Origin of the sequence: Polaromonas sp. JS666 (assembly GCF_900103405.1) — a bacterium.
Taxonomy (GTDB): Bacteria; Pseudomonadota; Gammaproteobacteria; order Burkholderiales; family Burkholderiaceae_C; genus Polaromonas.
Window position 1 is genome coordinate 117836 of the sequence record NZ_FNHX01000001.1, and the last position, 22593, is coordinate 140428.

26 protein-coding genes and 2 tRNA genes are annotated in these 22593 nt (G+C 64.4%); 9 read left to right on the forward strand and 19 right to left on the reverse strand.

Translation table 11 applies throughout. The features are described from left to right. Positions 1-30: 30 nt before the first annotated feature. Both BLQ85_RS00560 and BLQ85_RS00565 read right to left on the reverse strand, forming a co-directional pair. Entirely contained in the window at positions 31-729 is a 699-nt protein-coding gene (locus tag BLQ85_RS00560; protein ID WP_074574136.1) for a DUF1294 domain-containing protein, read from the reverse strand. Between the two features lie 7 nt (positions 730-736). Beyond that, positions 737-1654: a CoA transferase gene (locus tag BLQ85_RS00565; protein WP_074574137.1), complete on the reverse strand. Its 918-nt coding sequence runs from the start codon at positions 1652-1654 to the stop codon at positions 737-739. Between the two features lie 164 nt (positions 1655-1818). Here BLQ85_RS00565 and BLQ85_RS00570 point away from each other — a divergent pair, with 164 nt between their 5' ends. Genes BLQ85_RS00570 through BLQ85_RS00585 form a run of 4 tightly spaced genes read left to right on the forward strand, consistent with a single transcriptional unit; the run spans position 1819 to position 3231 of the window. Then, positions 1819-2388 (forward strand): DUF2975 domain-containing protein, encoded by a 570-nt coding sequence (locus BLQ85_RS00570; protein WP_139200840.1) that lies wholly within the window; start codon positions 1819-1821, stop codon positions 2386-2388. 19 nt (positions 2389-2407) lie between these two features. Beyond that, on the forward strand, positions 2408-2623 hold the full coding sequence (locus tag BLQ85_RS00575) for a helix-turn-helix domain-containing protein (protein WP_074574139.1): 216 nt from the start codon (positions 2408-2410) through the stop codon (positions 2621-2623). A 22-nt stretch (positions 2624-2645) separates the two neighbouring features. Continuing rightward, a complete protein-coding gene (locus BLQ85_RS00580) occupies positions 2646-2846 on the forward strand; it encodes a hypothetical protein (protein ID WP_074574140.1) in 201 nt (66 codons plus the stop codon). A 55-nt stretch (positions 2847-2901) separates the two neighbouring features. Beyond that, positions 2902-3231 carry a TfoX/Sxy family protein gene (locus BLQ85_RS00585; RefSeq protein ID WP_074574141.1) on the forward strand — a complete coding sequence of 110 codons (330 nt, stop codon included), beginning with the start codon at positions 2902-2904 and terminating at the stop codon, positions 3229-3231. Positions 3232-3257: 26 nt separating this feature from the next. On the opposite strand, the gene pobA is transcribed toward BLQ85_RS00585, so the two are convergent. Continuing rightward, complete coding sequence (gene pobA / locus BLQ85_RS00590) at positions 3258-4427, reverse strand: 4-hydroxybenzoate 3-monooxygenase (protein WP_074574142.1); 1170 nt, start codon at positions 4425-4427, stop codon at positions 3258-3260. A gap of 113 nt (positions 4428-4540) precedes the next feature. Between pobA and BLQ85_RS00595 the strand changes: the two genes are divergently transcribed. Next, positions 4541-5383, forward strand: coding sequence for an IclR family transcriptional regulator domain-containing protein (locus tag BLQ85_RS00595; protein WP_074574143.1), 843 nt, complete (start codon positions 4541-4543; stop codon positions 5381-5383). A 15-nt stretch (positions 5384-5398) separates the two neighbouring features. On the opposite strand, the gene BLQ85_RS00600 is transcribed toward BLQ85_RS00595, so the two are convergent. The 10 genes from BLQ85_RS00600 to BLQ85_RS00640 all read right to left on the reverse strand — a co-directional run bounded on the left by BLQ85_RS00600 (position 5399) and on the right by BLQ85_RS00640 (position 14141). Further along, a complete protein-coding gene (locus tag BLQ85_RS00600) occupies positions 5399-6247 on the reverse strand; it encodes a DMT family transporter (RefSeq protein ID WP_074574144.1) in 849 nt (282 codons plus the stop codon). Positions 6248-6273: 26 nt separating this feature from the next. Beyond that, positions 6274-6405 (reverse strand): hypothetical protein, encoded by a 132-nt coding sequence (locus BLQ85_RS24890; RefSeq protein WP_256375414.1) that lies wholly within the window; start codon positions 6403-6405, stop codon positions 6274-6276. A 19-nt stretch (positions 6406-6424) separates the two neighbouring features. Then, on the reverse strand, positions 6425-7156 hold the full coding sequence (locus tag BLQ85_RS00605) for an ABC transporter ATP-binding protein (RefSeq protein WP_074574145.1): 732 nt from the start codon (positions 7154-7156) through the stop codon (positions 6425-6427). Beyond that, positions 7156-7905 carry an ABC transporter ATP-binding protein gene (locus BLQ85_RS00610; protein ID WP_074574146.1) on the reverse strand — a complete coding sequence of 250 codons (750 nt, stop codon included), beginning with the start codon at positions 7903-7905 and terminating at the stop codon, positions 7156-7158. Before BLQ85_RS00610 ends, BLQ85_RS00605 begins: the two co-directional genes overlap by 1 nt. After that, the gene (locus BLQ85_RS00615; RefSeq protein ID WP_074574147.1) at positions 7898-8920 is read right to left on the reverse strand and encodes a branched-chain amino acid ABC transporter permease; all 1023 of its coding nucleotides are present in this window, start codon (positions 8918-8920) and stop codon (positions 7898-7900) included. Before BLQ85_RS00615 ends, BLQ85_RS00610 begins: the two co-directional genes overlap by 8 nt. After that, positions 8917-9780, reverse strand: a complete 864-nt coding sequence (locus BLQ85_RS00620) for a branched-chain amino acid ABC transporter permease (RefSeq protein WP_074574148.1) — start codon at positions 9778-9780, stop codon at positions 8917-8919. Before BLQ85_RS00620 ends, BLQ85_RS00615 begins: the two co-directional genes overlap by 4 nt. Before the next feature lie 9 nt (positions 9781-9789). Further along, the gene (locus tag BLQ85_RS00625) at positions 9790-10419 is read right to left on the reverse strand and encodes a LysE family translocator (protein ID WP_074574149.1); all 630 of its coding nucleotides are present in this window, start codon (positions 10417-10419) and stop codon (positions 9790-9792) included. A 191-nt stretch (positions 10420-10610) separates the two neighbouring features. After that, positions 10611-11798, reverse strand: coding sequence for an ABC transporter substrate-binding protein (locus tag BLQ85_RS00630; protein ID WP_007872404.1), 1188 nt, complete (start codon positions 11796-11798; stop codon positions 10611-10613). Between the two features lie 196 nt (positions 11799-11994). Next, the gene (locus tag BLQ85_RS00635) at positions 11995-13572 is read right to left on the reverse strand and encodes a benzoate-CoA ligase family protein (RefSeq protein ID WP_074574150.1); all 1578 of its coding nucleotides are present in this window, start codon (positions 13570-13572) and stop codon (positions 11995-11997) included. 77 nt (positions 13573-13649) lie between these two features. After that, entirely contained in the window at positions 13650-14141 is a 492-nt protein-coding gene (locus tag BLQ85_RS00640) for a flavodoxin domain-containing protein (protein ID WP_074574151.1), read from the reverse strand. 137 nt (positions 14142-14278) lie between these two features. Between BLQ85_RS00640 and BLQ85_RS00645 the strand changes: the two genes are divergently transcribed. From BLQ85_RS00645 to boxB, 3 genes are read left to right on the forward strand one after another with little or no spacing between them, the layout of a single operon-like run. Further along, the gene (locus BLQ85_RS00645; RefSeq protein ID WP_074575076.1) at positions 14279-15175 is read left to right on the forward strand and encodes a helix-turn-helix transcriptional regulator; all 897 of its coding nucleotides are present in this window, start codon (positions 14279-14281) and stop codon (positions 15173-15175) included. Between the two features lie 23 nt (positions 15176-15198). Then, entirely contained in the window at positions 15199-16890 is a 1692-nt protein-coding gene (gene boxC, locus BLQ85_RS00650; protein ID WP_074574152.1) for a 2,3-epoxybenzoyl-CoA dihydrolase, read from the forward strand. A gap of 9 nt (positions 16891-16899) precedes the next feature. Continuing rightward, positions 16900-18324 (forward strand): benzoyl-CoA 2,3-epoxidase subunit BoxB, encoded by a 1425-nt coding sequence (gene boxB, locus BLQ85_RS00655; RefSeq protein WP_074574153.1) that lies wholly within the window; start codon positions 16900-16902, stop codon positions 18322-18324. A gap of 17 nt (positions 18325-18341) precedes the next feature. On the opposite strand, the gene BLQ85_RS00660 is transcribed toward boxB, so the two are convergent. Genes BLQ85_RS00660 through BLQ85_RS00670 form a run of 3 tightly spaced genes read right to left on the reverse strand, consistent with a single transcriptional unit; the run spans position 18342 to position 20700 of the window. After that, positions 18342-18728 (reverse strand): DUF488 domain-containing protein, encoded by a 387-nt coding sequence (locus tag BLQ85_RS00660; RefSeq protein ID WP_074574154.1) that lies wholly within the window; start codon positions 18726-18728, stop codon positions 18342-18344. 53 nt (positions 18729-18781) lie between these two features. Then, a complete protein-coding gene (locus BLQ85_RS00665) occupies positions 18782-20257 on the reverse strand; it encodes a TRAP transporter large permease subunit (protein WP_074574155.1) in 1476 nt (491 codons plus the stop codon). Continuing rightward, positions 20254-20700 (reverse strand): hypothetical protein, encoded by a 447-nt coding sequence (locus BLQ85_RS00670; protein ID WP_139200841.1) that lies wholly within the window; start codon positions 20698-20700, stop codon positions 20254-20256. The genes BLQ85_RS00665 and BLQ85_RS00670 overlap by 4 nt, the downstream gene beginning before the upstream one ends. Before the next feature lie 212 nt (positions 20701-20912). Here BLQ85_RS00670 and BLQ85_RS00675 point away from each other — a divergent pair. Then, positions 20913-20989, forward strand: a tRNA-Pro gene (locus tag BLQ85_RS00675). Positions 20990-21084: 95 nt separating this feature from the next. Here BLQ85_RS00675 and BLQ85_RS00680 read toward each other — a convergent pair. The 3 genes from BLQ85_RS00680 to BLQ85_RS00690 all read right to left on the reverse strand — a co-directional run bounded on the left by BLQ85_RS00680 (position 21085) and on the right by BLQ85_RS00690 (position 22547). Further along, complete coding sequence (locus BLQ85_RS00680; RefSeq protein WP_074574157.1) at positions 21085-21525, reverse strand: response regulator; 441 nt, start codon at positions 21523-21525, stop codon at positions 21085-21087. 131 nt (positions 21526-21656) lie between these two features. Then, positions 21657-21733, reverse strand: a tRNA-Arg gene (locus tag BLQ85_RS00685). Between the two features lie 109 nt (positions 21734-21842). Next, positions 21843-22547, reverse strand: a complete 705-nt coding sequence (locus BLQ85_RS00690; RefSeq protein WP_074574158.1) for a glutathione binding-like protein — start codon at positions 22545-22547, stop codon at positions 21843-21845. Positions 22548-22593 lie beyond the last annotated feature (46 nt).

Here is a 22593-nt window from a genome sequence, read left to right on the forward strand (position 1 = left end):
TGACGGTTCAGGCGACCTGATCGCCTGCCACTAGCGCCAGGCCAGGAGGGCCGCCCTGAGAGGCGGCCAAAAAAGCCAGGCTCCAAGAAACAAGCCGTGCGCTAAAACCATCAGCCAGTAGACAAGCCGAAAAGAAAGCTTGCTCGACTTGTGCCGCAGGACCTGCTGCGCCAGCCATGCGCCTGGCCAGCCGCCAGCCAGTGCCAGCAATTGCAGTGTGCTCTCGGGTGTGCGCCACTGGCCGGTTTGCGCCGCGCGCTTGTCCACCCAGTACATCCAGAACGTCAGGAGGCTGAGCACGAACGACGCCGGCAATACCCACCATGGCAATAGCGATTGCCAGACGGCCCAAAGTAGCAAACCGCCGTAGGCCATGCTGACGATCAGCAGCGACCCGAAGCCAGGTCCGGTCGTCTGAACGGTGGTTTGCCCTCCTGGGTGCCGCCGTCGGGGGGTATTCCTGTTTTCAGGGCGGGAGTGGGCAGGGCTTCGCGGTGGGGCGCGGCCGTTGGCGGGAGGCCCCGCATCCATCGCTTCAACCGCCATTGCGCGCGGACCTTTGCCACCGACGTGAATTTCTTCAAAGCTGACAGCCATGCCTTCTCGCGGTTGCATGCCGCCACGTATATCCCTCAGATGAAAAAAGACATCGGCGCCTGCCGCCTGGCCGCGAATAAATCCAAACCCGCGGCCTGCATCCCAGCGTGCAATCGTTCCCTGCTTCCTCATGCGTGCATCACCGTGCCAGCGTATGCAGCGGGATGTCTTTCTCCACGGCCAGCGCGTCCAGCTCCTTGCGTGTCCTGGCTTTGAACCAGCCCTCAATCGCCGCATGCGTGGCCGGCGCAAACATGGCCTTCATGTTGGGCGCCTCAACGCCCGCGGCGGCGCACAGGCTGGCCGCGAAATGCGGCTCCAGCGCCGCGAGCGCTACGCGGCCGTCCTTGCAGGCATAGAGGCGGTAGCCCGCATGGCCGCCGCCCACGGCCGCGCCGGGCTGCGTGAGGCCCCAGTTGCGCGGCAGGGCCAGGTAGCCGGCAGCGGCGGAAAGGGCGACCTCGAGGTAAGCGCCCTTGCCCTTGGCGCGCTGGTGCAGCACGGCCTGCAGCACGGCTTCGCTGGCCATCAGCGAGCCGCCCATGTCGGCGTACAGCGTGGCGGGCAGGTCCAGGCCGGTGACGAGGTCGTTTTCGGCCAGGTAGGTCAGGTCATGGCCGGGTTCTTCGGCGCGCGTGCCCGGGCTACCGACGATGGCGACCTGGCTCAGCTGCGGGTGCTGCCTGTGCAAGGCCTTCCAGCCCAGGCCCAGCTTGGCCAGCGCCGAGGGCCTGAAGGAGGTGAGCAGCACGTCGGTTTTTGCGAGTTCGCGGTGCAGCAAGGCCTGGCCGCGCTCGGTCTTGAGGTCGGCCGTGGCGATGCGCACACCGGCGTGCAGCGCGGCATAAGCCGCCGGGTTGTAGAGCTTCATGGGGTCGCCCGAGGGCGGGGGCGGCTCCAGCTTGGCGCAGCGCGCGCCCATCTGCCTGCAGCGCATCAGCGCCGCCGGGCCGGGCAGGTTAAGCGCCAGGCTCAGCACGCGCACGCCTTTGAGCGGCAGCAGGGGAACGGGCGGGGAGGGGTTTTTGCGGGCGGCGGGCGGTTTGGAGCTGGGCATGGTGTGGGGGCAATTTACCCCAAAGCCTTGCCGCCGGTGCCCCGGGTTGTCGCTAAAGCGCTAAAAATAGCCTGAATAATTTCTGTTTTAAAGATATTAATTATTGTTTTACAGAAATTATTCTGCGACACTGAGGCCCTCTTCACAAGACAAGAGGTGCTCCCTTGAAACACACAGCAACTCCCCTGGCCCCTTCCGGGCCTGATGTGCAGGGCATCAGCAGCGTGCTGGCCTGGGCTTGTGCCTTGCTCGCGGTGGCATTGCCGCTGGCCGTGGCCTACCACCTGCTCAGCACGCCGGTGGAAAGCCTGCTGATGCGCGCGGGCCTGCCGCTGCAGGCCGCGCAGGCTGCGGCCATGGAGGTCACCCTGGGGCAAAAATGCCTGGCCGTGCTGCTGGGCGTGTTGCCGGTGTGCTGCGCCTCTTATGGCCTGGTCTGCGCCATGCGCTGCTTCTCGGGTTTTTCGCAGGCCGAGTATTTCAGCCTGCGCACTGTCAAGTATTTGCGTGGTTTTGCCGCCGGCATTTTTGCGTCGGTGGTCACCGGTGTGCTGGCCTCCACGCTGGTCACGGTGGTGCTGACCGCGGGGGCGCCGGCCGGGCAGCGCGCGCTGTCGCTGGGCCTGGGCAGCAACGAGTTGCTGACCCTGCTGTTCGCCGGCATGGTGTGGCAGATCGCCGCCGTGATGGCCAGGGCCGTGGCGCTGGCCGAAGAGAACGCGCAGTTCGTTTAAGTCTTCTTCGTTTTCGCGCGTGCCCATCGTCGTCAAACTCGATGTGATGCTGTCCGAACGCAAGGCCAAGTCCAAGGACCTGGCCGCCTACGTCGGTATCACCGAAGCCAACCTGTCCCTGCTCAAGCAGGGCAAGGTCAAGGGTGTGCGCTTTGACACGCTGATGCGTATTTGCGAATTTCTCGATTGCCAGCCCGGGGACCTGCTGGTTTCCCGGCCGGACGATGGCGCTTGATTTATTTGTTCAGGAACTTCCCATGAAACGTCTTGCCATCGCCGCGGCCCTGGCCGCTTTGCTCAGCGCCTGCGCCGATATCAATTGGGAGCAGACCGCGAAGGAATCCCTCAAGTCCGCTTGCCGGGGCGCGAGCAACTGCAGCATTCCCTGCGACCGCAACAACCCGGCCACCTTCAACGACCCGCAATGCATCGCGGGCGGCAGGCGTCCATCGCCATAATGGCTGCCATGAAACCAAGACAGGAAATCTCCCCAGCCGCAGCGGAGCGGGCGGCGTGAGCGCAAATACCGAATTCGTCGCCTATGTGCGTGAACTGCTGGCGCCGCTCGGAGACATCCGCGATGGAAAGTTCTTTGGCGGCCACGCGATGAAACACGGCGCACACCAGTTCGCCATGATCATGGGCAACACCCTGTACTTCCGGGTGGACGACAGCTCGCGGCCGGCCTATGAGAAGAAGGGCTCCAAGCCCTTTAGCTACGCCACCAAAAACGGCGTGGTGCAGGTGCGCAAGTACTACGCCGCGCCTGCCGAGCTGCTCGATGACCCGGCGCAGCTGCTGGCATGGGCCCGGCAGGCGATCAGCGCGGCGCGCGCGGCCTGACAAGCGCCACGCCGGACCGGCTGAACTTAAAGCGGCAAACCCACATAGTTCTCCGCCAGCGAGGTCGCGGCCGCCGGCGAATGGATCAGGTAGTTGAGTTCGGCCTCCTGCAGCTTGTGGCCGAATTCGCCGCCATCCGGGAACTGGTGCATCAGCGAGGTGAACCACCAGGAAAAGCGCACGGCCTTCCAGACGCGGTGCAGACAGGTCTCTGAATAGCGGTTGATACCCGTCTCGTCGCCGGCATAAAAATCCACCAGCGCGCGCGCCAGGTAGCGCACGTCGCTGGCCGCCAGGTTCAGGCCCTTGGCGCCCGTGGGCGGCACGATGTGGGCGGCGTCGCCGGCCAGGAAGAGCCGGCCAAAGCGCATAGGCTCGGCCACAAAGCTGCGCAGCGGCGCGATGCTTTTTTCAATCGAGGGGCCGGTCACCAGGCTTTCGGCGAGTTCAGGCGCCAGGCGACGGCGCAGCTCGTCCCAGAAGGCGTCGTCGCTCCAGCGTTCAGCCTTGTCGTCCAGGGCGCACTGCACGTAGTAGCGGCTGCGCGTGTGGCTGCGCATGCTGCACAGCGCGAAGCCGCGCGCGTGGTTGCTGTAGACCAGCTCTTCGGCCACGGGCGGGGTCTCCGACAGCACGCCCAGCCAGCCGAAGGGATAGACCCGTTCAAAGGTTTTCAGCGCACCGGCCGGCACGCTGGCGCGGCTCACGCCGTGAAAGCCGTCGCAGCCCGCGATGAAGTCGCATTCGACCTCGTGCGCCACACCGTGCTGCACATAACGCACCTTGGGCCGCGTTCCGTCGAAGTCATGCAGGCTGACGTTTTCGGCCTCATAGGCGGTCGGCAGGCCGGCGGCGGCGCGGGCATTCATGAGGTCGCGCGTGACCTCGGTCTGGCCGTAGACCATGACACTTTTGCCGCCCGTGAGCTTTTGCAGGTCTATGCGGTGGTGCGCGCCGCCAAAGCTCAGCGAGATGCCGCCATGCACCAGGCCCTCGGCATGCATGCGGCTGCCTACGCCGACTTCGTCGAGCAGGTCGGTCGTGCCCTGCTCGAGCACGCCGGCGCGTATGCGGCCCAGCACATAGTCCTGGCTGCGCTGCTCGATCACGATGGCGCTGATGCCGGCTTTATAAAGCAGTTGGCCGAGCAAATGCCCGGCGGGGCCACCACCCACGATGGCTACCTGTACACGCATGTCTTGTCTCCGATGAATCTGTCAGCCTTGAGGGTAGGCCGGCGCATGCGGAACCGCCAGCGCCGCAAAACGCCTTTGCACGATGTGCGGCCCGTTTGTGCGATGATCGCGCAATGGTCACTTCCCGAAGCACTGCGAAACCCGGCGCTTTCCCGATCGCCAAGCCCGACCTGATCGAGGGCATGGCCAAAGGCATGGCCGTGCTGGAGAGTTTCGACACCCAGCGCCAGCGCCTCAATGCCACGCTGGCGGCCGAGCGCGCCGGCATCACGCGCGCGGCGGCACGCCGCCACCTGCTCACGCTCACGCATCTGGGCTACCTGGAAACCGACGGCAGCTATTTCTGGCTGGCCCCGAAGGTGCTGCGCTTTTCGGGCAGCTACCTTGCGACGGCGCGCCTGCCGCGCGCCATCCAGCCGGCGCTGAACCGGCTGGCCGCGCAGGTCCAGGAGTCGTTTTCGGTCGCGGTGCTGGATGGTGACGAGGTCGTCATCATCGGGCGCAGCGGCTTTGAGTGGAAATCCTCCGGCGACCCCAAGGCGGCGCCGGCCCGGGTGCTGGCCTACGGCCTGCATCTGGGCGCGCGCCTGCCCGCGCATGCCACGTCCACCGGCCGCGTCCTGCTGGCCGCCAAGACCAAAAGCGAGTTCAGTGCCTGGCTCAAGGCAAAAGCCGAGCATGGCAGCCTAGCGCGGCTGACCTTGCACACGACCACAGACCCGCGCAAGCTCAAGGCCCTGGTCGAGCAGGTGCGGCTGGACGACTACTGCCTGGCCAGCGAAGAGCATGAGCTGGGCGTGCACGCCTTGGCCGTGCCGCTGCGCGACATGCAGGGCCGCACGGTGGCCGCGCTCAATGTGGTGTCCTCGCCGCAACGCTTGCGCGTGGAGGTGATGCGGAAGGAATTGCTGCCGCTGTTGCTGGATGCGGCGAGGGAACTGCGCTTGCTGCTTTAGATCGTAAACAGGTTCTTAGCTTTTTGGCCGCGAAGGGCGTGCGGCCAACGCAACACCGCCCAGAATGGCCGCGCAGCAGGCCGCGAGCGCCCAGCCCAGCGGCTCTCCAAGAAAGACGACGCCGCCCAGCGCGGTGATGGCCGGCACTGAAAGTTGTACCGAGGCCGCCGTAGTGGCGGGAAGCCGCTTCACCGCCGCGTACCAGATGATGTAGCCCATCCCGGAAGTGATCGCGCCAGAGGTCATCGCATACGCCGCCCCGCGCATGTCCCAGATCAGTTGCGGGAACATCAACCCGGCTAACAACAGTGCCAGCGGTGTGGCGCGCAGGAAGTTTCCTGCGGTGGCCCGTGTTGCATCACCGGCGCGTTTTCCGCGCAGCGAATACACCGCCCATGCCATGCCGGCCAGCAGCATCAGCAAGGCTGATGGCAAGCTTGGTGCGGCGGCGCCGGGCAGCAACAGCGCGATAAGGCCCGCCACGGCAATTGCCAGGCCAACGCTTTGCCTGGCGTCCAGCCGTTCGCCGCGGGCCAGCCCGGTGCCCAGCATCGTGAGTTGCACCGAGCCGAACAGCAGCAGTGCACCCGTGGCTGCCGGCAGGCTGACGTAGGCCAGAGAAAATGCGGCAGCGTACACGAACAGCGCACCGGCCGATGGCCAGTTGCCGGTCGCCGTAACGCCGCGCCACGAAATGAAAAGCCAGAGCACCAGCGCACCCGAGGCGATGCGAAGCGCCGTAAAGCTGGCCGCGTCGATCGGTGTGCTGCGCAGTGCGAGGCGGCACAGGAGTGAGTTGCCCGCAAAGGCGAGCATGGCCAGCACGGTGAGGCCCAGCGCTGAGGTGGTCGGTGATACCTTCATGCCGCGCTCCCTGACGAACTGTTCGTTCAGGCCGGCGCCGCGTTGCGCTCGCGCATCTGTGCCTTGAGCTTGCCGACTTTGCCGACCAGCAGCAGCGGCCACCGGGGACAGATGGAAGAGCGCCTGGGAATTCTGTTGCTGGCCAAAGTTTCAGTCATACCGTAGATGACTTCCGATTCATACACCCAGGTATTGCGCCAGCAACTCAGGCTTGGCATGCAGCTCGGCCGAGCTGCCTTCAAACACCACCTGGCCCTTGACCAGGATCACGTTGCGGTCGGTGATCTGGGTGACGTGCTTCCAGTTCTTGTCGACGATCACGCTGCTGATGCCGGTCTCGCGGATCAGGCCGCAGATGCGCCAGATGTCGCGCGCGATCAGCGGCGCCAGGCCTTCGGTGGCTTCGTCCAGGATCAGCACATCCGGATTGGTCATGAGCGCGCGGCCTATGGTCAGCATCTGCTGTTCGCCGCCCGAGAGCTGCTGGCCGCCGTGGCCCAGGCGTTCCTTCAGGCGCGGAAAGGTCTCGAGCACGCGCTCGTAAGTCCAGTCGCGCTGGCCTTGGGTGCCGGCGCGTGCCGCCATCTTGAGGTTCTCGACCACGCTGAGGTTGCCGAAAATGCCGCGGCCTTCGGGCACGTAGGCGATGCCCAGGCGGGCGATTTCGTAGGGCGGGGCGCCCGTCATGGGCCGGCCGTTGATCGCAACCGTGCCTGAGCGCGGCTTGACCAGGCCCATGATGCTTTTGAGTAGGGTGCTCTTGCCCATGCCGTTGCGGCCCATGAGGCCAATCGTCTCGCCGCGCGCGACGTGAAAGTCAATGCCGCGCAGCACGTGGCTGGCGCCGTAGTAGGTGTTGATGTCCTGGGCGCCGATCAGGATGTCGATCTGTTTTTCGGGGGCGTTCATCAGTGCTCCTCGCCAAGGTAAGCCGCCTGCACGCCGGCATCGGCGCGGATTTGCGCCGGTGTGCCGCTGGCGATCACCTGGCCGTTGACCATCACGGTGAGCTTGTCGGCCAGCGTAAAGACCGCGTCCATGTCGTGCTCGACCAGCAGGATGCCGTGGTTTTTCTTGATGGCCAGCAGCAGGGCGACCATGCGCTCGGCCTCGGCCACGCCCATGCCGGCCAGCGGTTCATCGAGCAGCAGCACCTGCGGCTCGGTGGCCAGGGTCATGGCGATCTCGAGCTGGCGCTGCTCGCCGTGGCTGATGGTGCCGGCGATGCTGTGCTTGCGGTGCTGCAGGCCGGCCAGCTCCAGCGCCTCTTCCGCGCGGGCGTTGACCGCCGCGAAGCCGGTGGCGCGCTGCAGCCAGCGCGCGGCATTCGGCGCGCGCGACTGCGAGGCCAGCCTGACGTTTTCCCAGACGCTGAAGGGCAAAAAGATATTGGTCTTCTGGTAGCTGCGGCCCAGGCCCTTGCCCGAGATTTTTTCGGGCGTCCAGCCGGTTACGTCATGGCTGCCCAGGGTGACGCTGCCCGATGTGGGCGGCAGGTCGCCCGAGAGCAAGTTCGTCAGGGTGGACTTACCCGCGCCATTGGGGCCTATGACCGCGTGGATGTGGTTGCGCCAGAGGCTGATGGAGACGTCATTGACCGCAGCCAAGCCGCCGAAGCGTTTTGTCAGATTCTTCGCCGAGAGCAGCACTTCACTCATGGCCGGCCTCCGCCTTGGATTTGCGCTGGGTGAATTTTTCGACCAGGCCCAGGATGCCGCGCGGCGCGAAGACCACCAGCAGCACGATGAACAGGCCCATCCAGAGCTGCCAGTGCTTGCCGAGGTTCACGCTTCCGAGGGTCGGGAGATCCTTGAACACATGCAGCAGGTATTCAAACGCGAAGGCGCCGACGATGGCGCCCGCGAAATTGCCCATGCCGCCGAGGATGACCATCATGATGGCGTGCGCGCTCATGTGAAAGCCCATGAGCTCGGGGTTGATGTAGCCGGTCTGCGTACCCCACAGGTAGCCGGCCAGGCCCGCGAGCGCGCCGGCCAGCGTGAAGGCCGAGAGCTTGTAGCCGAAGGTGCCGAAGCCCATGGCGCGCATGCGGTGCTCGTTGACGCGTATGCCGGCCAGCGTGCGGCCGAAGGGGCTCCAGAGCAGGCGGCGCAAAAAGGCGTACACCAGCAGCATGGCGCCCAAGGTGAAGTAGTAGAGCGTGAGCTTGTTGTCCAGGTCGAAGGGCGTCCAGCCGAAGACGGCCGCGCTGGGCTTGAAGTTGACGTAGAGCCCGTCGGAGCCGCCCAGGGCCTTGTTGTCGAAGAAGAGGTAGAACACCATCTGCGCGAAGGCCATGGTGACCATGATGAAGTAGATGCCGTGTGTACGCACCACAAAAAAGCCGATGATGAGCGCGGCCAGGCCGGAGGCCAGTACGGCCAGCGGCAGCGTCCACCACAGGCTCACGGGCGTGCCCGCCGGCGTCAGGAAGGCCAGCGCATAGCCTGCCAGGCCAAAGTAGGCCGCATGGCCCAGCGACACCAGGCCGCTCACGCCCTGCAGCAAATCAAGGCTCATCGCGAAGATGGCCATGATCATCATGCGCATGACCATCTGGGTGTAGAAGTCGGTGCCCACAAAAGGAAAGGCGACCAGCGCGATCAGCCCCAGGCCCAGCGCCACCTGCACGCCACGCGGCAGGATTTCAAGGTTTGCTTTTGCTGTGCTCATTGTTTGAACAGGCCTTCGGGTTTCCACAGCAGCACGGCCGCCATCAACATATAAACCAGCATGCCCGCCATCGAAGGCAGCAGCACCTTGCCAAAGGTGTCCACCAGGCCGACCAGCAAGGCGGAAATCAGCGCGCCGCGCACCGAGCCTATGCCGCCTATCACCACCACCACAAAACACATGATCAGCACCTGCGAGCCCATGTTGGGGTAGACGCTGGCGACCGGCGCGGCAATCATGCCGGCCACTGCCGCCAGGCCCACGCCCAGCGCGAACACCACGGCATGGATCAGCTTGATGTTGATGCCCAGCGATTCGGCCATGTCGCGGTTGAAGGCGCCGGCGCGTATCTTCATGCCGAGCCGGGTCTTGGAGATCATGAAATAAAGGCCCAGGGCCAGCGCGATGCAGACACCCGACATGAAGAGCCGGTAGACCGGGTAGGAGAGGTTCTCGGTGAGTGGCACCGAGGCGCTCAGCACATCGGGAATCGTCACGCCATGCACGTCGTCGCCCCAGAGGATGGAGCGCACTTCCTCAAAGATATAGATCAGGCCGAAGGTCAGCAGCACCTGGTCCAGGTGATCGCGTTTGTAGAAGTGGCGAAACAGCAGCCACTCCAGCGCCAGCCCGAAGACGACCGACAGCACCGCGCCCAGCAAAATGGCCAGCGTGAGGCTGCCCGTCAGCGTGCTGAGCGACCAGGCCAGGTAGGCGCCCAGCATGTAAAAACTGCCATGGGCCAGGTTGACCACGCCCATGATGCCGAAGATCAGCGTCAGGCCGGCGGCCAGCATGAACAGCAGCAGGCCGTACTGGACGCTGTTGAGCAACTGGATGAGGAAGTTGGCTAGATCCATAAATCAGGTTTATGTGTGGCGACGTGTGAACAACAACAGGCTGCCCATCAGGGTGAAGAGTCCGCCCGATACCCGGTTGAACCAGCGCACGGCGCGGCTGGAGCGCAGCAGCGGCGCGATGCGCGAGACGCCCAGCGCGCAGCAGGTCAGCACCGTGAACTCAAAGGCCATAAAGGTCAGGGCCAGGATGGCGAACTGCGGAACAAAGGGCGCGGCCGGGTTCAGGAACTGCGGGAAGAAGGCCGCGAAGAACAGCACAGCCTTGGGGTTGCTGGCACCGACCAGGAAGCCGCGCAGGAAAAACGAGCGGCGCTGCGAGGGGCTGTCGTCCCTGGCCGTGCCGTCAAACACGGCCGCTTCGCTGCGAAAGGTCTTGATGCCCAGCCAGATCAGGTAGGCCGCGCCAATGAGCTTGGCGACCGTGAAGGCGGTCTCTGACGCCGCTAGCAGCGCACCCAGGCCCATGGCCGAGAGCAGCATGACGCACAGCACCGCGGCCACGCTGCCTGCCACCGAAGTCATGGCTTTGCGCGGGCCGTGGTTGAGCGCATTCGTCATGCACATCAGCATGGTCGGGCCGGGCGTGAGGATCAGCAGCGCGACGGCTGCGACATAGAGGAGGTAGGTGGTGAGCGTCATGGGCTTGAAGATAGCATTGCCAGAAGCCAGCCAGCAGGGTCCGTGCCAGCTATATAAAAAAAAGGGACGGAGCCGAGCCCCGATCCTTCCCTGCCAGCAGGGGCCGCGGAACCGGCTTTGCCGGGCCGCAGGCGCAGCGGCCCCCTCGGGGGAAGGGAGCTACACGCAGTGAGCGACCGTGGGGGCCAAGATCAACCCATCTTGCAGCCGGCGCCGGAATCGGCCAAGGCTTTGGCGGCAACGCCAATCACCTTGTTTTCCTTGTTCTCGACCACGCGCAGGTACATGTCCTGCACCGGGTTGTGCGAGGGGCTCATGGTCCACTTGCCGCGCGGGCTGTCGATGACGGCGCCCTCCAGCGCTTTGTACAGGGCCTGCTTGTTGCTCAAATCACCCTTGACGGCATTGGCGCCCTGAATCAGCAGCAGGCCGGTGTCGTAGCCTTGCACTGCGTACACGTCGGGCTGCATCTTGAATGTCTTGGCGTAGCTCAGGCGGAACTGGCCGTTGCGCTGGGTCGGCAGCGAGTCGCTGTAGTGCATGGTCGTGATGATGCCGTTGGCCGCGGGGCCGGCGGCGTCGAGCACACCTTCGGTCAGGAAGCCGGAGCCGTACAGCGGGATCTTTTCCTTCAGGCCCGCGGCGGCGTAGTCCTTGATGAACTTGGCGGCGCCGCCGCCGGCGAAGAAGCAGGCCACGGCATCGGGCTTGATCGCCGCGATCTCGGTCAGCAGGGCCTGGAATTCGACTTGCGGGAAGGGCAGGCCCAGTTCCTTGACGATGGTGCCGCCCGCGGCGGTGTAGCTTTCCTTGAAGCCTTCAAAAGCCTCGTCGCCGGCCGCGTATTTCCAGGTGATCCAGACGGCCTTCTTGTGGCCGCGGTCCACCATGGCCTTGCCCAGGGCGCGGGTGGGCTGGGAATTGGTGAAGGAGGTGCGGAACACATTGGGCGCGCACAGGCTGCGTGTGGCGGCGTGTACGCCGGCATTGGGGATCAGGCTCAGCACGCCGCTGTCGCGCGCGACCTTCTGGATGCCCATCTGCACGCCCGAGTGCACCGTGCCGACCAGCACGTCGACCTTGTCGCGCTGCACCAGCTTGTTGGCGTTTTCAATGCCCTTGGACGGCTCGGACTCGTCGTCCACCTTGAAGAATTCGATCTCGCGGCCGCCCAGCTTGCCGCCTTGGTCGTTGATCGCCATGCGAAAGCCGTTTTCAATGGCCACGCCCAGCTGCGCGAAGGTACCGGTATAGGGCAGCATGAAGCCGACACGCACCTTGCCGGACTGCGCGCGCACGATTTCGGGGAGCAAAAGGCCGGTGGAGGCCGCCCCTATCATGGCGGCGCTGCGGGTCAGTACAAGTCGGCGTGAGGTCATGGAATAGCTCCTGGTTGAGGCTGAAAACTGTTAGACGAATAGTAAGCGTGCGTTGTGTGGCCGGCCCTAGTGTAAAACCCGAGATTGAGGATTAAATTGTTTACATCTAAAGCAATGACCATGCCTGATTTGGGCCGGTTTGCACTTTTTTGCGGTGCCCTGTTGCCGCACGCCGGGTTCTCTTGCGCGCGGCGCTTCAGCGCGGCTGGCGCAGCTTGAAGCGCTGGATCTTGCCGGTGGCCGTCTTGGGCAGTTCGCTCACGAACTCTATCCAGCGCGGGTATTTGTAGGGCGCGAGCTGCTGCTTCACATGGGCCTTGAGCTCGTCCATGGTGGCGCTCTGGCCGGCCTTGAACACCACATAAGCCTTGGGTTTGACGAGCTCGTCGGCATCGGCCACGCCGATGACCGCCACTTCCAGCACGGCGGGGTGCGTCATCAGGCAAGCCTCGACCTCGAAGGGCGAGACATAGATGCCGCCGACCTTGAGCATGTCGTCGCTGCGCCCGCCATAGGTGTAAAAACCGTCGGCGTCGCGGGTGTACTTGTCGCCGCTCTTGGTCCATTCGCCGGCGAAGGTGGCCTTGGTCTTGGCGCGGTTGTTCCAGTACATGATGGCGGCGCTGGGGCCGCTGATCTGCAGCTCGCCGATCTCGCCGTCGGCGCATTCGCGGCCGTCGTCACCCATGATGCGCAGGGCGTAGCCCGGGACCGCCTGGCCGGTGGTGCCGTAGCGCACCTGGCCAGGCCGGTTGGACAAAAAGATGTGCAGCATCTCGGTCGAGCCTATGCCGTCCAGGATTTCGCAGCCGTACTGCGCCGTCCATTTTTTACCGATCTCGGCGGGCAGGGCCTCGCCCGCGCTGGTGCACACGCGCAGGCTTAGTTCGGACTTCGCCGGCTTGGCCGGGTCGGCGAGCAGGGCGGCATACAGCGTGGGCACGCCGTAGAAAATCGTCGGCCGGTATTTTTTGAGCAGGGCAAAAACATCGGCCGGCGCCGGGCGCGCCGGCAGCAGCACTGTCGTGGCGCCCACGCTCATGGGGAAGGTCAGCGCATTGCCCAGGCCGTAGGCAAAAAACAGCTTGGCGGCGGAATACACCACGTCGGACTCGCGTATGTCCAGCACACCGCGGCCGTAGAGCTCGGCCGTCTGGATCAAATGGCTGTGCAGGTGCACCGTGCCCTTGGGCGTGCCGGTGGAGCCGCTGGAATACAGCCAGAAGCAGGCGTCGTCGGCGCAGGTGGCGGTGACGGTGGGCGTGGCCGGCGCCGCGCGCAGCAGGCCGGCCAGGGTGGCATGCGGCGCGCAGTCGTCGACGCCGGCGACGACCACTGTTTTCAGCGTGTCGACTTTCCCCAGCAGCGGCTCGAAGGCCGGCAGCAGGGCGTGCGAGACGATCAGGCCCCGGGCGCGCGAGTCGCGCAGCATGAATTCAAAGTCCTGCGTGGTGAGCAAGGTGTTGGCCGCGATGGGCAGCACGCCCGCGAGTATGCAGCCGAGGAAGGCGACCGGCCACTGCGGCGTGTCCAGCATGGCCAGCAGCACGCGGCTTTCGGGTGCAAAGCCCTGGGCGCGCAGTGCATTGGCAAAACGGTGGGATTGTTCGGCAAGTTCGCCGTAGCTCAGTTGCTCGCCGCTCAGCGCGTCCCTAAAAGCCACTTTGCCGGGGCGCGTGGTGTTGCGTGCCAGCAGGTCGTGCGCCGCGTTGTAGTCGCGCGGGATGCTCACCCGGGGCGGGCTTGCCGAATGGTCTGCGCTGCTTGTTTGCATGCTTGTCTCCAGATTGCTGTTATTTTGGTAGCTGCTTGCGCACGCTGATCAAGCGCTACGGGGTCTTCTTTTGTATGTCAGGCGGTGGCGGGACTGGCCCCCAATGTCTGCAGGGCGCCGGTGAGCCACTGGCGGCACCACTCGGTGCCTTCGGTTTCCGGCATGGTGCCGCTGCTTGCGTCGTGGCACCAGATCTCGCCTATGCGCTGCGCGCCCAGGTCCTGCAGGCGTTCGTCGAACTTTTTGCCGCCGAAGCAAAAAGTCTGCATATAAGTGCGGTCGCCCAGCGCGATCACGCCGTAGCGCACATGGCCGAGGAATTGCGGGTTGCTGCCCAGTGATTCATAGAGGGCGCGCGCGTTGTCGGGCACGTCGCCCGAGCCATAGGTGGAGCTGCAGATGAGATAAAGTGCATCTTCTGCCTGGGCCGCGTCGAAGACGCTGATGTCCAGATTGTCCATCAGCTCGACCTCAATATCACTCACCAAATCCGCGCAATCCATCTGAATTGCTTGTGCGACATAGTCAGCGGTGCTGGTCATGGTGCCTACAAGGATTTTGAGTTTCATCAAAAAGTCTCCAGAAAAAAGATGCAATAAACTGCTTTACATCAAGTTAAAGTGAAGTATACTGCAATTAATGTGGGGCGCAACGGTAAAAGTTGCATAAAGACCTAATTTTTTCAAACGGGTGTCTCTTGGAAATCATGTCTGAACAGGAATCGAAAGCCACGCTCAGTGAACTGGGCGCCCGCGTTCGGGCCTGGCGTGCCCGCCGCGGCATGACGCGCAAGCAGCTGGCTTCGGATTCGGGCCTGAGCGAGCGCTTTCTGGCCGACGTGGAAAGCGGCAAGGGTAATGTCTCCATCAATTCACTCGAAGCCGCCGCCCGCGCGCTCAACATCTCCATCCTGGAGCTGCTGCAGGACGCCCCGCGACCGGCGCTGGCCCGCGTGCAGGGCCTGTTGACGCGGCTCGACGACGCCCAGCTGGACCAGGCTTACAGCTTGCTGGGCGGCACTTTCGGCCTCAGCGATTCCTTGGGCCGCGAGCGGCGCGTGGCGCTGATAGGCTTGCGCGGGGCCGGTAAATCCACGCTGGGCAGCCAGCTGGCGGCTGAGCGCGGCGTGCCTTTTATCGAGCTGGACCGCGAGATCGAACGCGAGGCCGGCACCAGCATGAACGAAATTTTGCTGCTGCATGGCCAGGCCGGCTACCGGCGTTATGAGCGGCGCGCGCTGTTCCGCATCGCCGAGGACCACCCGGAAGGCGTGGTCATGACCACGGGCGGCAGCATCGTCAGCGAGCGCGAAACCTTCGACCTGTTGCAAAGCCGCTTTTACTGTGTCTGGCTCAAAGCCAGCCCCGAGGAGCACATGGCCCGCGTGGTGGCCCAGGGTGACATGCGGCCCTTTGACACGACGCGCGGCGCGACCGACGAGGCCATGGAAGACATACGCCGCATCCTCTCGAGCCGCGAAGCGCTGTATGCCCGCGCCGACGCCGTGGTTGATACCGCCGCGCGCACACTGAAACAAAGCTTGAAAGACCTGGAACGCGCCGTTCCCAAAACATCCGTGCGCGACACCGCAGAACGAACCTAACCGGAGACAACCCCATGAACGCCATGACAGAGCCGCTTTTATTCAAACAGGTCATTGCCGGCCAGGAGCGCGAGCTCGTGAGCTTCTCCACCCATCCGGGCAAATACCAGCACTGGACGCTGAGCGTGGAGGGCGACGTTGCGCGCCTGAAGCTCGACATCAATGAAGACGGCGGCATCAAGCCCGGCTACAAGCTCAAGCTCAACAGCTACGACCTGGGCGTGGACATCGAGCTGCACGATGCCATCAACCGCGTGCGCTTCGAGCACCCGGCCGTCAAGGTGCTGGTGTTCGAGTCGGGCAAGGAGAAGATCTGGTGCTCGGGCGCCAATATCTACATGCTGGGCCTCTCGACACACGGCTGGAAGGTCAACTTCTGCAAGTTCACCAACGAAACCCGCAACGGCCTGGAAGACTCCTCGCGCCATGACGGCCTGAAGGCGGTTGCCGCGGTGACCGGCGCCTGCGCCGGCGGCGGTTACGAGCTGGCCCTGGCCTGCGACCGCATCATCATGGTGGACGACCGTTCCTCCACTGTGAGCCTGCCGGAAGTGCCCTTGCTGGGCGTGCTGCCCGGCACCGGCGGCCTGACCCGCGTGACCGACAAGCGCAAGGTGCGCCGCGACCTGGCCGACATCTTCTGCACGACCTCCGAGGGCGTGCGCGCCGACCGCGCCAAGGACTGGAAGCTGATCGACGCCCATGCCAAGCCGCAGCAGTTCGGCGAGCTGCTGGCCGCCGAAATCCAGGCGCTGCGCGCGCAGTCCACACGGGCCGGCGCCAAGGGCATAGAACTGACGCCGCTCAAGGCGCTGATCGACGACAGCGGTTACCACTACAGCGTGGTCGACGCGCAGGTGGACCGCGAAAAGCGCATCGCCACCATCACCGTCAAGGCTCCGGCGGCAGCCATTGAGTCCACACCCGAAGCGATTGAAGCGGCCGGCGCCAGCTGGTACCCGCTCAAGCTGCAGCGTGAACTCGACGACGCCATCCTGAACCTGCGCACCAATGAGCTCGAAGTTGGCACCTGGGTTATCAAGACCACCGGCGACGCCGGCCAGGTGATGCGCATGGACGAAGTGCTGGCCAAACTGAAAGACCACTGGCTGGTGAAAGAAACCACGGGCGCGCTGCGCCGCACGCTGGCGCGGCTGGACGTCACCAGCCGTTCGCTGATCGCGTTGGTGGATGCTGGTTCGTGTTTTGCCGGCACCTTCTATGAACTGGCCCTGGCCTGCGACCGCATTTACATGCTCGATTTGCCCGACGTACCCGACAGCGCCCCGGCCTTGCAACTGAGCCCGGCCAACTTCGGCTGGTTCCCGGCTGTCAACGGCCTGACGCGTTTGCAAACCCGCTTTTGCGAAGATGAGGCCACGATTTCCCAGCTGCAAAAACTCGGCGACAGCCCGCTGCGCGCCGACCAGGCGCTGGCCCTGGGCCTGGTGACCCTGACGCCCGATGACATCGACTGGGAAGACGAAATTCGCATCATGCTGGAAGAGCGCGCCTCGCTCTCGCCCGACGCCATGACCGGCATGGAGGCCTCGCTGCGCTTCCCGGGCAAGGAGACCATGGAGACGCGCGTGTTTGGCCGTCTCTCGGCCTGGCAGAACTGGATATTCATTCGCCCGAATGCGGTGGGAGAAGACGGTGCGTTGAAATTGTTTGGAACCGGCAAAAAAGCCAAGTTCGACTGGAAACGGATTTAAGGAAACATCATGAGCACCATAGACCTCCAAGCCCTGATTCCCAACAACGTCCACCTGGGCGAAAACCGCCAGCTCCAGCGCGCGCTCGAGCATTGGCAGCCGGCCTTCCTGAACTGGTGGGACGAGATGGGCCCCAGCGACTTCAAGGCCAAGGAAGTCTATTTGCGCACCGCCGTCGGTGTGGACGCTTCGGGCTGGGCCAGCTACGGCTACACGCCCATGCCCGACTACCGTTGGGGCATCTTCCTGGCCGACAAGGAAGAGGGCCGCAAGATCGGCTTTGGCGACCACATGGGCGAGGACGTCTGGCAGGACGTGCCCGGTGAGTACCGCTCCACCTTCCGCCGTCTCATCGTGACCCAGGGCGACACCGAGCCGGCTTCGGTCGAGCAACAGCGCCTGCTGGGCCATACCGCGCCTTCGCTCTATGACCTGCGCAACCTGTTCCAGGTCAATGTGGAAGAGGGCCGGCACCTCTGGGCCATGGTGTACCTGCTGCATGCGCACTTCGGCCGTGACGGCCGCGAGGAAGCCGAAGAGCTGTTGATGCGCCACAGCGGCGACGCCGACAAGCCGCGCATCCTGGGCACCTTCAACGAGCCCATGGACAACTGGCTGAGCTTTTTCATGTTCACCTACTTCACCGACCGCGACGGCAAGTTCCAGCTCAAGTCATTCGCGGAGTCCGCCTTCGACCCGCTGGCGCGCACCACGCGTTTCATGCTCACCGAAGAGGCCCACCACATGTTTGTCGGCGAAACCGGCGTGGGTCGCGTCATCAAGCGCACGCTGGAAGTGATGAAGGAGCTGGACACCGACGACGTCGCCACGCTGCGCAAGGCCGGCGTGATCGACCTGCCCACCATCCAGAAGTTCATGAATTTCTGGTTCACCTCCTCGCTGGACCTGTTCGGCTCGGAAGCCTCGTCGAACGCCGCCAACTACTTCAGCAACGGCATCAAGGGCCGGCCCGACGAAGCCAAGTTCGCCGACCACCTGGAGCTGGAAACCGAGATGAGCATCGTGGTGCCTGACGGGCAGGGTGGCTTCAAGAATGAGACCATCTCGACTCGCAACGGCATGAATGAAATCACGCGCCTTGAATACGTCAAGGATTGCAATGTCGGCGTGACGCGCTGGAACATGGGCATCAAGCGCGCCGGCGTGGACTTTGAGCTGACCCTGCCTTCGACGCGCTTTCGCCGCGAGGTCGGCGCCTGGGCCGGCAATTTCACCGACCCGCAGGGAAACCCGATTAGCGCAGCCGATTTTGAGGCCAGGAAAGACCAGTGGTTGCCCACGGCGGCCGACACGGCGTTTGTCAAAAGCCTGATGAACCGTGTCACGGAGCCCGGCAAGATGGCTGCGTGGATTGCACCACCGGACCGCGGCATCAATGCCAACCCGCTCGAGTACGAATACGTCAAGCTCTGACAGACTTCTGAAACAGGCTAGGCAAGGAGCGCACCGCGCTCCTTGAGCAGATCCCGTAGCAGCGAGCGGTGGCAGCGCGCCTCGTTCTCGCAGTAGCAGCCCACCGCGAAGTTGGCCTGGTGCGACAGCGCCGCCAGCAGGTCCAGGTTGCGGCTGGCATCGGGCTCGTTCATCTCGGCCCGGTATTTTTTGCTGAAGGCGGCCCAGTCCTTGTCGGATTCCACGCTCTGGCCCAGCTTCATGGTCTCCACGCTGGGCGCGAGGTTGGGGTACCAGACGTCGTACCAATCCTGCGAGGCGAACTCGGTCTTGGGCACGCCGCGCGGCGGCCTGCGCACCGTGCCTATGCGCAATCCCTCGTTGGCGCTGCGGGCTGTACCCAGCCTGACGATCTTCACGGCCATTGCGGTCTCCTTTTTTGGCGAAGGCTATTCAGAGGACCCTATTTTGAAACGACTCAGGGCGCGGCCGGGGCGGTGGCCGCGCCTGGCTCCAGGGGTTCGGCGCCTGACATCTCCCGCATCTGGCGCGCAATTTCATCGTCGGCCATGGGCGCCTGCGCGGAAGCCGCGGGGGCGGCTGCATCCAGCCAGTGCACGGTGGCCGGAAACGCGAACACCGCCGCCGTGAGCGCGACCTGGACCAGCAGCATGGGCCACAGCGCACCCAGCAGCCGCCGGCTTGAAATAGCCGGCAGGCCCGAGCGGGAGCGGGCCATCAGCACCGCATAACCCATGGGCGGAATCAGGAAACTCAACTGCAGCACCAGGAGCAGCAGCACCGCCGCCTGCTGGGCGTCGCCCAGGCGCGCGATGAGCGCGGGCGCGACGATGGGCACGATGACAAAAATCATCTCGAAGGCATCCAGCACCCAGGCGCACAGGGCCACCAGCAACAGCACCAGCGCCGCCGTCAGGCCCGGCGGCAGTGTGGAGCCCAGCAGCAGGCCGTTAAGCCAGCGGTCGGTGCCGAATATGCGAAACACCAGGCTGAAGGTGGTCGCGCCCACCAGCAGCGCGAACAGCGCGCCGCTGAGTTTGAGCGTGTCGGCCAGCACCAGCCGCCAGCCGGAGGCCGGCAGCGAACGGCCGATGAGGGCCGTGGCGACCAGCAGCATCGCGCCGGTGGCCGCCGCCTCCACCGCATAAAGCTTTCCGGTAAAGACACCGGCCAGCAGCACAAGGATGGTGCCGCCTGCGGCCAGGGCGATGGCCGTCTGCGACCGGCTGGCGGGGGCTTGCGGCGGCGTTTCCCTGAGCTTGCGTGCCTGGCGCCAGGCCACCAGGGCCCAGAGCGCCAGCACGCACAGGGCGGGCAGCAGCGCGGCGTGCATCACGTCCTGGGTGTTGATGATGCGCTGGCCGGCCTGCAGATAACCAGGCAGCCGGCTGGCTTCCAGGTGCGCCAGCATCATGGCGTCACCCAGCAGCAGCAATACCAGAGAGGGCGGAACCACCACGCCTATGGTGGCGGCCACGCTGATGATGGAAACGGCCCGGGCGGTGTCCAGGTGAGCCATGCGCGGGGCTACCAGGCGCGAGAGCAGGGCCGAACTGGAGGCGACCGAGCCGTTCATGGGGGCGATGAGGGCGCCCACGCCCAGGGCCGAGAGGGCATGCGCGCCGGCCAGCGGGCGGAACAGCCGTAACAGCGCGGAAAACAGGGCATCGGCCACCGTAAGGCGTTGCAGCAGCACGCCCATAAAAACGTACAGCGGCATGGCCTGCAGCAAATCATTTTCCAGCAGGCCCAGCGTGCGCACGGGCAAGGCTTGCAGAATCTGGAGGTCGAAAGCCCCTGTGGCCAGGCCCAGCGCCGCGAACAGGCTGGACACGCCTATCAGCAAGGCCCAGACTGGCAGGCCGGTGGCGAGAATCAGTGCGCCCAGCGCCAGCAGCATCCACACGCCCGCGAGGGGGCCGGTGAGGCTCATGGCGAGCCCGGCGCGCGGCCGTGCGGCAGCAGTTCGAGCAGGCCTTCGGCCAATACCAGCAGGAGCATCAGCGCCATGGCGAGCTTGATCACAAAATAACCCGGCGTGAGCGTTTCGCCAAACCGCTCAAAAGAAGCCACCGAGGCCGCGACCAGCGGCCAGCCGGCCCAGAGCATGAACAGCGCCCAGGGCGTGACGCAGGCCAGCAATGCCCAGGCATGCCAGCGCGGCCGGGATACGCCGCTCGGATGCGGCTGCAGGGAGGCCAGGTGGGCGTGGCTTCTCGAGGCCGCGGTCACAGCCACCGCCACATACAGCGCGAACAGCACCTGCGCGGCGTCATTGGCTTGGCGCGAATAGGCTTGCACGAGTTCACGCAGCGGCCATTGGGCCAGCAGCAGCGCCGCCAGCGGCAGCACCAGCAGAGCGAACACCGTGGTCATGCGGGTCAGGCCTTTGTCCACCCCGGATACGGCCCTGATGACAGCCTCCATCCTCATGCGGCACCAGGCTTGCCGTGGCACGCTTTTATGTCGGGCCGGTGCGGACCAGGCTGGGCAACACGGCGAAGTTTCATGGTGCGATCCAGTGAATGGAAAAAATGAGGGCGGCCGCGGGAAAGTGTAGCGGGTTCGGGCTATAATATTTGACTAGTCGGAGTGTGGCGCAGTCTGGTAGCGCACCTGGTTTGGGACCAGGGGGTCCAAGGTTCGAATCCTTGTACTCCGACCATCATTTCCCCGTAAAAAGCCCACGCCAGTGGGCTTTTTCATGTCCGCCTGGTTCGCCTTAAAAGCCCGGGCCTTGGGCCCAACGGGGTGCGGCCCTTAGGACTTGAGCGGCCCGAAGTTGGACGTGCGCCAATATTCGCGCACCTGTTCCAGCTTTTCCTGGAAATCCCGAAAATGCAGCGGCTTGCGCACATAGCTGTTAAGGCCGCCCTGGATTTCCTTCACGATCGGGGAGTATTTGGGCTCGGAGGTCAGGATGACCACGGGCACAAAGAAGGTGCGGGGGTCGCCGCGCATGCGCTGCATGACTTCCGCGCCGCTGAGCCCGGGCAAATTCAGGTCCAGCATGACCAGTTCAGGTGGCTGGTCGGACGGCCGGCCGCTGTAGGCACCTTCGCAGAAAAGGTAGTCCAGGGCTTCCGTGCCGTCGCGGGCGACGATGATTTCATGGTCGGCGCCGTTTTCCTGCAGCGTCACCAACGTCAACTCGACGTGAGCGGGGTTATCCTCCACCAGCAGCATGGTTGGTCTGGGCATGTTTGCTCGCCTCCTTGGTTTTGACGGCCTTCGGGCTCGCGGCCGTAACCCCGAATATATACCTCCGGCCTTGGCCGGCGGTGTCAGCGAAGTTCGCGGGTATAGGGGTGAGGCGCGGCTGGCGCCATGTCTGGCCTGCCCGGAGGGGATCGAACCCCCGACCCTCAGCTTAGAAGGCTGATGCTCTATCCAACTGAGCTACGGGCAGTCTGTGTGTGCAAGCCGGGGCAAGGCCGCGCAGGGGCGGCCACCGTTTCCAGCTCGTCGCGAATCATACCTTCAATCGCCGGCCGCCGGCCCGGCCGGCAGGCCCCAGCTTAGCGCTTTTCGTACTGGGTTTTGCCGAACAGCACTTCCCGCGCCTTGTCGTCGGTGATGGGCCTGCGCAGCTCGGCCAGCACCTTGACGCCGCGCTGCACGGCGGGGCGCTCGCTGATCAGGTCGAACCATTTTTTCAGGTGCGGGTAGTCGGCCCAGTCTATGCCGTGGTTCTCCCAGTTGCGCAGCCAGGGAAAGATGGCGATGTCGGCAATGCTGTATTCGTCGCAGGCGATGAAGGCGTGGGTGGACAGCTGCTTGTCCATCACGCCGTAAAGCCGCTTTGTTTCGTTGGTGTAGCGCTTGATCGCGTAGTCAATTTTTTCGGGCGCATACTGGCGGAAATGGTGGGTCTGGCCGATCATGGGTCCGACGCCACCCATCTGGAACATCAGCCACTGCAGCACCTGGAATTTCAGGCGGTCGGTTTTCGGCAGCAGCTTGCCGGTCTTGGCGGCCAGGTAAAGCAGGATGGCGCCGGATTCGAAGACGGAGATGGGCTGGCCGTCGGGACCGACCGGGTCGACGAGGGCCGGGATCTTGTTGTTCGGGCTGATGGCCAGGAATTCGGGCTTGAACTGGTCGCCGGTGCCGATGTTGACGGGAATGGCCTGCCAGTCGCGGCCCAGGTGCAGGCCGCATTCTTCCAGCATGATGTGGACTTTATGGCCGTTGGGCGTGGGCCATGAGTAAACATTGATCATCGGGGTGTCCTTGACTACTATGATGGTCGCTGCACTTTAAGAGAAA